The following is a 4,932-nucleotide window of genomic DNA, read 5'->3' as shown; positions in this document are numbered from 1 at the left end:
TCGAGCTGCTGACCTACCTGGCCAGCGACGCCGTCATGCCGGCCATGCCGGTGGTGGTTGGCGACCTCGACGCCAGCCCTGAATACATCCCCCATGCCCTCAACCTGTATCTGCTGGGTGGCGTGGTCCTGCAATGGCTGATCGGCCCGCTGGCCGACCGCTACGGCCGGCGCCCGTTGCTGCTGATCGGTTGCACGTTCTTCGGGGTGGCCTGCCTGGCTACCTTCTGGGTGCATGACATCGGCCTGTTCAACTTGTTGCGCCTGCTGCAGGGCATTGGCCTGGGCTTTGTGGTCACGGTCAGCTACCCGGCCCTGAACGAAGCCTTCAGCGAGGCGGATGCAGTGCGCATGATGGCCTTGTTGGCCAACATCGCCTTGTTGTCGCCCCTGCTCGGGCCACTGCTGGGCACCTTGCTGCTGCAGTGGCTGGACTGGCGCTGGCTGTTCGTGGCCTTCGCCACGGGGGCCGTACTGGTCTGGGTACTGCTGTACCGCCTGATGCCGGAAACCCTGGGGGTGGAACGCCGGGACGGCACGCGCCTGGCGTTCACGTCGATTCACTTGCTGCCGCTGCTGGCGGGCTATGGCCAGTTGCTGACCAACCGCCGCTTTGTCGCTGGCAGCGCGGCCCTGGGCCTGGTCGGTCTGCCGCTGATTGGCTGGATCGGCCTGTCGCCGGTGCTGCTGATTCACGACGAGGGGCTCAGCACCCTGGAATACGCCTTGTGGCAGCTTCCCGTGTTTGCCGGGCTGATACTCGGCAACCTGATCATCAACCGCATTGCCGACCGCTATCCGCTGCCGGCCCTGGTGCGCGGCGCGTTGTGGCCGTACCTCGCCGGCCTTTGTCTGATGGTGCTGGCCACCTGGTACTGGCCGAGCGTGACCAGCGTAGTGGCAGGCATGTCGCTGTACGCGCTGGGCCTGGGCGTGGCCAACGCGGTGCTGTACCGCATGACGCTGTTTTCCAGCGAACAGAGCAAGGGCCTGGTGTCGGCCATGCTGGGGATGATCACCATCGCCTTGCTGGGGCTGGGCGGGGCGCTGTTGGCGATGATCGGTGCCGGTGCCAGCTTGCTGCACTTTGCCCTGGCGGCGGGGGTGGCGGGGGCTCTGGCGCTGTGGCCGCTGTGGTTCGTAGTGGGTGGGCGGCCTGGGGAAGGGGCTGTTACTCAGTAAGCTTTTATTGCCTGTACCGGTCTCATCGAGGCGTCGAACCGCCGCGAAGAGGCCGGTGCAGGCGATGCAAACCTCTCACGGCCGCTCGGCCGCTGAGCTGTCCTCCGCCACCGGCGTACCCCGCCCAGCTTCCTGGCGCCACTGCAGGGCAATCAGGATCAGCGTCGGTACGCCCAGCAGCGCGGTGATCAGGAAGAAGTCGTGATAGCCGAACTTCTCCACTATCACTCCCGAATAGCCGCCGATCAGTCGCGGCAACAGCAGCATGATAGAGCTCAGCAACGCGTACTGGGTCGCCGAGAATTTCAGGTTGGTCAGGCTCGACAGGTAGGCGACGAAGGCCGAGGTGGCCATGCCCGAGCTGAAGTTGTCCAGCGAGATGGTCACCACCAGCATTTCCAGGTTGGGGCCCATGTCGGCCAGCATCAGGAACAGGATATTGGTACCCGCCGAAGCCACCCCTCCGATGAACAGGATCGGCATGATGCCGAAGCGCACGATCAGCAGGCCGCCGACACCGGCGCCGACCAGGGTCATGATCAGGCCGAAGATCTTGCTGACGCTGGCAATCTGGTCCTTGGTGAAGCCCATGTCGATGTAAAACACGTTGGCCATCACGCCCATCACCGTATCCGACATGCGATAGGTAGCGATCAGGCCGAGCAGCAGCAGGGCCTGCCAGCGGTAGCGGGCGATGAAATCGTTGACCGGCGTCAGTACCGGGGCCAGGCCGCGGCGGCCAAGGCTCGACAGGCACGCCCAGCTCAGCAGTACGTAGAGGATCAGGCGCAGGAAAGCGCGGTCCTCCAGCAGCAGGTCGAGGGGGGTGGCGTCACCGGCGATGACGCTGGACCAGCCGGTATTGAACATCTGGGTGAAGCTGGCCGGCACCGACACCAGCAGGATGATCAGCACGAACACCGAAGCCAGCTGATGCACCAGGCCGTAGCGCGCAGCCGAAAGCTGGGTGCGCATGGGTACCGGCGGCTCACGCATGACCAGGGTAGTGAACAGGGCAGGCAGCATCATCACCCCGAACATCACGTAGGTGCCGGCCCACGCCTTGTGCAGGTAGCTGTAGCCGGTGGAGCCGAACCACTCGGCGAAGAACAGGGCGCCAGCCGTGGCGAGCAGGGCAGCGACCCGGTAGCCGGCCATGTAGCTGGCGGCGAGTGCGGCCTGACGCTGGTCGTCGGCGATTTCCAGGCGGTATGCGTCGACGGCGATGTCCTGGGTGGCCGAGGCAAATGCCACCAGCACGGCCATGGCAATCAGCCAGGACAGGTGCTGCTGCGGGTCGCACAGGCTCATGCCGACCAGCCCGACCACCACCAGCGACTGCGAAAGCAGCAACCATGAACGGCGGCGCCCCAGGCCGCCGAGCAGCGGCAGGCGCCATTGGTCGAGCAGCGGCGACCACACCCATTTGAAGGCGTAGGCCAGGCCGATCAGGCTGGCGTAACCGATGGTCTCGCGGGCCACGCCCGCTTCGCGCAACCACACCGACAGGGTCGAGAACACCAGCATGTAGGGCAGGCCGGCGGCGAAACCGAGCAGTAAAAGTACCAGGGTTGACGGGCTGGCATAGGCAGCGAGCGCAGCGCGCCAGGTTTTACGGGGCATGGGCCAACATCTGCCTCAAGTTTCAGAAAACAAAGCGCGCACTCTAACCGCTGTGCTCCATTGGGCGCCAGCCATGGCGCGTCATATCCACACGATTATTGGCTACATTGATCCCCTCCGCGCGCAACCGCGCCCGTTGTTCATCACCCGACGGGGTGCCCAGTGTCAGGCTCAACCGGCCACCTGCGCCGAGCACCCGGTGCCACGGCAAGCGGGTATCCGCCGGCAACTGCCCGAGGGTACGCCCGACCCAGCGTGCCGCGCGCCCCAGCCCGGCCAGTTCGGCCAGCTGGCCATAGCTCACAACCTTGCCGACTGGCACTTGGCCGAGTACCGAATACAGCGCCGTTCGTCGGCCCTCGGCCGAATCCAGAGCGTGCTCGTAACCATCAGACATCACGCCCCCCCTGGGCTGCAGGTGAAACCGGACCGGTGGTCCGGTAAATGAGATTTGAACTCAACGGCAGGCTGCCGGTCAGTGCTTGCTCTGGTTGTCGGTATCTGGATAATGCCCGGCTTTTTCGTCAAACCGAACCCATCGTCCGCAATCCAAAATCCGTTTATGAATTCTAGATCCCTGTTGTGCCTCCTTGCTGCCTCCCTGTGCGCCTCCCCGGTGTTCGCCGACACCGTGTGGATGAAGAACGGTGACCGGCTAAGCGGCAAGATCAAAGTCTTCGACGGCGGCAAGCTGCTGCTGGAAACCCCTTATGGCGGCTCCATCGCGCTGGACTGGAAACAGGTCCAGACCCTGGAAAGCGACCAGGAGCTGCTGGTCAAGCAGGACGCCTACAGCGGTGAGAAAGCCAAGTCACTGAAGGCCGCGGAGGCTGGCAAGGTGATCCTGGCCAACGGCGAGGCGCCGAAGACCGTGGAGCTGGCCAGCATCGAGCAGATCATGAAGCCCAAGCCATTGGTCGAAGACTTCGTGTGGAAAGGCAACGTCGACGTCGCGCTGGACTACAAGCGCGCCGAGAACGACACCGACGACTATGATGTCGGCTTCAAGACCACGGCCCGCCACGGCCGCTGGCGGCATAACGCCGAGGGCGAATACAACCGCGAGACCAAGGACGAGGTCACTACCACCGACAACTGGAGTGCCGAGTACGCCCTGGACCGCTTCATCACCGAGAAATGGTTCTGGCAGGGGCGTGCGGAGTACAAGCGCGACCGCATCGAGGATCTGGCCCGTCAGCGTACGGTGGGTACCGGCCCGGGTTACCAGTTCTGGGACGATGAACTGGGCGCATTCTCGTTGGGATCGCTGATCAACCGCACCGACTTCGAGTACCAGGACGGCGGCAAGGACAACTTCTATTCGGCAGCCGTGAAGTGGGACTACACCCGCTACCTGATCGGCAAGAATGTGCAGTTGTTCACCAACGGCGAGTTCGCCAAGCCGCTGGGCGGCGTGGCCGACTATTCCCTGGATGCCGAGGTTGGCCTGCGCTACAAGGTCACCGAGTGGGCTTCGCTGAACCTGAAGGCGGAGAAGGACATCATCACCGGCACCCGTGAGAGTGACCTGGACAAGACTCGCTATACTGCTGGGTTCGGCGTCACCTGGTAGATTGCGGGCTGCCCAGCAGCCCCATTGGCACTGGATCTGATAATGATTATCTTGTCTGTTGTCCAGTCCACAGCCAGGAGTCGTCCCCAAGTGAGTACCAACGCCATCCGCCCCGCCCGGGAACTGCTGCTCAGGGAATACCGCGGCGTGCTGTCGACCCATTCCAAGTCGATGCCCGGCTATCCTTTCGGCTCGGTCGTGCCGTACTGCCTGGACGCCCACGGCAACCCGCTGATCCTCATCAGCCGCATCGCCCAGCACACCCACAACCTGCAGAAAGACCCCAAGTGCTCGCTGCTGGTGGGTGAGCGCGAGGCCGAGGATGTGCAGGCGGTGGGGCGCCTGACGGTAATGGCCGAGGCGCACAAGCTGGTCGACGAGGCCACTGTCGAAGCTGCTGCCCAGCGCTATTACCGCTACTTCCCGGACGCTGCCAACTACCACAAGGCCCATGACTTCGATTTCTGGGTGCTGCAGCCGGTGCGCCATCGCTACATTGGCGGTTTCGGCGCGATCCACTGGCTTGACCAGGTGACGTTGGCCAACCCGTTCGCG

Annotated in this window: 5 protein-coding genes; 3 read left to right on the top strand and 2 right to left on the bottom strand. The window is 63.9% G+C overall.

The annotated features are described in order from the left end of the window. The coding region (locus tag HP547_RS26175; protein ID WP_172288300.1) for an MFS transporter at positions 1-1,181 on the top strand (1,181 nt) is incomplete at its 5' end. 75 nt (positions 1,182-1,256) lie between these two features. Here the strand turns inward: HP547_RS26175 and HP547_RS26170 are convergent. Then, positions 1,257-2,804, bottom strand: a complete 1,548-nt coding sequence (locus tag HP547_RS26170; RefSeq protein WP_172288298.1) for an AmpG family muropeptide MFS transporter — start codon at positions 2,802-2,804, stop codon at positions 1,257-1,259. A gap of 43 nt (positions 2,805-2,847) precedes the next feature. After that, positions 2,848-3,201 carry an MGMT family protein gene (locus tag HP547_RS26165; RefSeq protein ID WP_172288296.1) on the bottom strand — a complete coding sequence of 118 codons (354 nt, stop codon included), beginning with the start codon at positions 3,199-3,201 and terminating at the stop codon, positions 2,848-2,850. 165 nt (positions 3,202-3,366) lie between these two features. Here HP547_RS26165 and HP547_RS26160 point away from each other — a divergent pair, with 165 nt between their 5' ends. Together HP547_RS26160 and HP547_RS26155 are read left to right on the top strand one after the other, a co-directional pair. Next, the gene (locus HP547_RS26160) at positions 3,367-4,377 is read left to right on the top strand and encodes a DUF481 domain-containing protein (protein ID WP_172221054.1); all 1,011 of its coding nucleotides are present in this window, start codon (positions 3,367-3,369) and stop codon (positions 4,375-4,377) included. 90 nt (positions 4,378-4,467) lie between these two features. Next, the coding region (locus HP547_RS26155; RefSeq protein ID WP_172288294.1) for a pyridoxamine 5'-phosphate oxidase family protein at positions 4,468-4,932 on the top strand (465 nt) is incomplete at its 3' end.

It is taken from the genome of Pseudomonas sp. CM27 (assembly GCF_013179515.1).
Taxonomy (GTDB): Bacteria; Pseudomonadota; Gammaproteobacteria; order Pseudomonadales; family Pseudomonadaceae; genus Aquipseudomonas.
Note: the sequence above shows the minus strand (reverse complement) of the source record. Positions and strands in the feature narration are given on the sequence as shown.

Excerpts from the sequence above, each read along its gene's own strand:
- HP547_RS26165 (WP_172288296.1), bottom strand. The coding sequence starts at position 3,201 with ATGTCTGATGGTTACGAGCACGCTCTGGATTCGGCCGAGGGCCGACGA.
- HP547_RS26160 (WP_172221054.1), top strand. The coding sequence starts at position 3,367 with ATGAATTCTAGATCCCTGTTGTGCCTCCTTGCTGCCTCCCTGTGCGCC.
- HP547_RS26170 (WP_172288298.1), bottom strand. The coding sequence starts at position 2,804 with ATGCCCCGTAAAACCTGGCGCGCTGCGCTCGCTGCCTATGCCAGCCCG.